We start from the raw sequence: 3858 nt of genomic DNA, 5'->3' as shown, positions 1-3858 counted from the left end.
TCGGCGCCCTCGCCCTCGCGCAGGGCCTGCTGGTGATCGTCCTCGCCGGGTCCGCCCACACCCTGTACCGCACCGATCCCGACCGGCGCGCCGCCGTGCGGGGCCAGGCCGGGCCCGCCGTCGCCATGCTCGCCTGCGCGCTGGGCGGTGTCATGTCCGGCGGCGTCTCCCAGCGCGTCGCCGACTGGCTGGACGGTACCGGCACCTCGATGCCCGGACCGCCGGTGCTGCTCACCTGGCAGGCCTCCGTGATCCCGCCGCTGCTCGTCCTGCTGCTGGTGATGTGCGGCTGGCTCGCCCGGCGCGCCGTGCACATCGCCCGCGCGGAACGCGCCGCGGTGGAGCGCGAGTACGCCGGTGAGACGGGCGACCCCGGCCGGACCCGCCGTATCGCCTCCGTACGCGCGATGGCCGCCCTCACCGACCGCGGACCGCGCATCCTCGCCGTCACCTCGGCCGCCACCCTGCTGCTGGGTGCCGGCGCCCTCGTCGGCGCGCTCACCACCGACAGGACCCCCGGCGAGGCGGCACAGGGTTCGTACGACGTCGTCCACGGCGCGGCCGAGACCGCGCAGGCGCTGGGCTCCTGGCTGATCGGACTCGGATTCATACTCCTCGTCACATGGGGCCGCCGCGCGTACAAGGACCCCTCCGCACGGCGCACCATCGGCATCCTGTGGGACGTCGGCACCTTCTGGCCGCGCGCCGCCCACCCCTTCGCGCCGCCCTGCTACGCGGAGCGCGCCGTGCCCGACCTGACCTGGCGGATCGCCACCTGGACCCGGTCCACCGGCGGGCGGCTGGTGCTCTCCGGCCACTCCCAGGGCAGCGTCCTCGCCGCCGCCGCGGCCTGGCAGCTCCCGCCGGCCACCCGCAGGCGCGTCGCCCTGCTGACCTACGGATCCCCGCTGGAGCGGCTGTACGGCCGCTGGTTCCCCGCCCACTTCGGGCCCGAGGCGCTCGGCTTCCTGCACCAGGAGGTCGACTGCTGGCGCAACCTCCACCGGCGTACCGACCCCATCGGCGGACCCATGCGCCTGCCGGGCGACGACGGCCCCGGCGTGGACCGCCCCGCGCTCCAGGACCCCCTCGCCTACGGCCGCACCGAGAACCATCCGCTGCCCGCGCCGATCCTCGGCCACTCCGACTACCAGGCCGACCCCGCGTTCGCCGAGGAACGCGGCCGGCTGCTCGCCCGCCTGCGGCCCGGGGTGCCGGCCCCGCGGCACACGGAGAAGCCCGGTGGCGGCCCCGCCGCCTAGGGCGCCGTACCGCTCAGGGCCGCGAGGGCAGGTCCTCGGCGTAGAGGAGGGTCAGGTCGTCGGTGGTCGGCTCGTCGAGCTGGGCGACGCGGCTCGCGTGCCGCTCGACCATCGCCTCGAAGGTCTGCCGCGCGGTGCGCCCGTTGCCGAACGCGGGCCCCTTGGGGATCTCGGTGAAGTACGTCAGCAGCGCCTCGGCCGCGCCCGGCGCCAGCCGGTACTCGTGCTCCTCGGCCTGCTGACGCACGATCCGCAGCAGTTCCTCCGGGCCGTAGTCGCCGAAGGTGATCGTCCGTGAGAAACGGGATGCCACACCCGGGTTGACCGAAAGGAACCGCTCCATCTCCGCCGTGTAGCCGGCCACGATCACCACGACCGAGTCCCGCTGGTCCTCCATCAGCTTCACCAGGGTGTCGATGGCCTCCTTGCCGAAGTCCCGCCCGGCGTCCTCGGGGGAGAGCGCGTACGCCTCGTCGATGAACAGCACACCGCCGCGCGCCCTGTCGAAGGCCTCCTGGGTGCGGATCGCCGTGGAACCGATGTGCTCGCCGACCAGGTCCACCCGGGACACCTCGACCAGATGGCCCTGCTCCAGCACCCCGAGCGAGGCGAGGATCTCGCCGTAGAGACGGGCGACGGTGGTCTTGCCGGTGCCGGGTGAGCCGGTGAAGACCAGATGCCGTTTGACCGACGCCGCCTTCAGTCCCGCCTGCTGCCGGCGCCGCCCCACCTCGATCATGTCGGTGAGGGCACGCACCTCGCGCTTGACGCTCTCCAGGCCCACCAGCGCGTCGAGTTCGCCGAGCACAGCCTTGGACGTGCGGGTGTCCGGTCCGGCGGCGGGCGGGACGGACGGTGCCGGACCGGTCGTCCGGGCGGCCGGAACCGTACCCAGCAGACCGGTGGAGCCGCTCGTCGTCTGCGCGGCCGGTTCCGGTGCCGAGGGCGCCCTCAGGCTGCCGCTCTCGTCGCTCGAGCAGTCCTCGACGAGCGGACCGCCGGAACCCGGCCCCGCGTCCGCGCCCTCGGCGAACTCGTAACCGCCGCGCGCGCACCGCTCCGTACGGCACTTCCGCAGCGTCGTACGGCTGCCGTCGATCACATGGAAGCCGTAGCCGCCGCTGCCCGTGACCCGGCAGTTCACGAAGGTGCCGCGACCGCCGGCCGACACGTAGACGCCGGCCTCTGCGGGTGAACCGACCGTGCAGCGCTCGACGGTGGGGTCGGCTCCCTTGGTGACGATCACCCCGGTCTGGGTGCCGTCCAGGGTGCAGTTGCTGAGCGTGCCGCCGCTGCCGTGGTCGCGGAACCAGGCGCCCGTCGCCGCCTCGCTGATCCGGCAGTCGTCGAGCTGCGCGGTGGCGCCGTCGCTCACCGACACGGCCGTGTTGCGCACCTGCGACAGATCGCTGTCGACGACGTCCGCGCGGGAACCGCGGTCGAGGACGAACAGCGCGTCGGGCACGTCGTGCACCCGGCAGGAGTCCAGTACGGCCGTGGCGCCGTCGCTGATCCACACCGCCGGGTAGTCGCCCGTGCTGTCGAAGATCTCGCACTGGTTGGCGTCCACGCGCGTGCCCGGGTCCCACACCGACAGACCGTTGCGGCCGAACTGCCGCACGCTGGTGCGGGTCAGGGTGAGGACCGAGCGGGACCGCAGGTCGACCGCGTTCTCCGGGATGTCGTGGATGCGGCAGTCGGCCAGTGTCAGCACCGCGTCCGTGTCGAGCGTGACCCCGTCCCCGGTCGTGCGGTGCACATCGCAGTCGGTGAGGTGCGCGGTGGCGCGCGCGGTCACCTGGATGCCGCTGCCCCTCACCTCGTAGACCTCGCATCCCACGGCCTCGAGCGCCGAGTTCTCCCCGGTCGCGGTCAGCCCCGAGCCCGCGGCGTGGTGCACCCGGCAGCGCTCCAGCCGAGGGTGGGCCCCGCCGCGCACGGCGACCCCCGCCTGCCCCGCGGCGACCACCTCGCACTCCTCGAACACCCCACCCGCACCGTCCAGTACGGCGATGCCGACGCCCGCCGGATTGTCGACCGTGCAGCGGCGCACCGAGGGCCGGGCGCCGCCGCGTACCTCGATGCCGGCCGCGGACCGGGTGACCACGCGGACGTCGCGCAGCTCGGGGGTGCCCTCCTCGACGAGTACGGCGGGGGAGGTGGTGTCCTGGCCCTCCACATGCAGGTCCCGCACCACCGCCGAGGCGCGCACGGTCAGCGGGACGCCGTCCACGGGCGCGATGCGCACCGAGCCGGGCGAGCCCTCGGGGCCGCGCAGCGTCACCGCCCGCTGGAGGACGAGATTCTCCCGATAGGTTCCCGGAGCGACGGTGAGGACGTCGCCCTCGGCCGCGGCCTCCAGAGCGGCGGCGAGCGACGCGTACTCACCCGTGCGGCGGCGCCACCTCGATGTGCCGGTGTGCGTCACCTGGACCGTGCCCTGTGCCATGGCTGAGCTGTGCCCCCACCCTGTCGTACTGATGGCTCGTTCCCGCCCGTGTTCTCGCCGATTCCTCGCCGATCGGTTCGGCCGGACCACCGTAGCGTGCGCGCGGGCACCGGGTTGACCGGAGCGGGAACGCCGTCAGCCGATGGC

General features: G+C 74.1%; 1 protein-coding gene and 1 pseudogene. One reads left to right on the top strand and one right to left on the bottom strand.

All coding sequences use genetic code 11. The annotated features are described in order from the left end of the window. Positions 1-1262, top strand: a pseudogene (locus tag B9S61_RS09535) (hypothetical protein); the annotation flags it as partial. A 13-nt stretch (positions 1263-1275) separates the two neighbouring features. Here the strand turns inward: B9S61_RS09535 and B9S61_RS09530 are convergent. Then, positions 1276-3711 (bottom strand): right-handed parallel beta-helix repeat-containing protein, encoded by a 2436-nt coding sequence (locus B9S61_RS09530; RefSeq protein ID WP_181007313.1) that lies wholly within the window; start codon positions 3709-3711, stop codon positions 1276-1278. Positions 3712-3858: the final 147 nt, after the last annotated feature.

Origin of the sequence: Streptomyces sp. SM1 (assembly GCF_002910825.1) — a bacterium.
Taxonomy (GTDB): domain Bacteria; phylum Actinomycetota; class Actinomycetes; order Streptomycetales; family Streptomycetaceae; genus Streptomyces; species Streptomyces okerensis.
Note: the sequence above shows the minus strand (reverse complement) of the source record. Positions and strands in the feature narration are given on the sequence as shown.

What these genes read in the sequence shown, in the direction of transcription:
- B9S61_RS09530 (WP_181007313.1), bottom strand. Translation starts at nt 3,711, where the DNA reads ATGGCACAGGGCACGGTCCAGGTGACGCACACCGGCACATCGAGGTGG.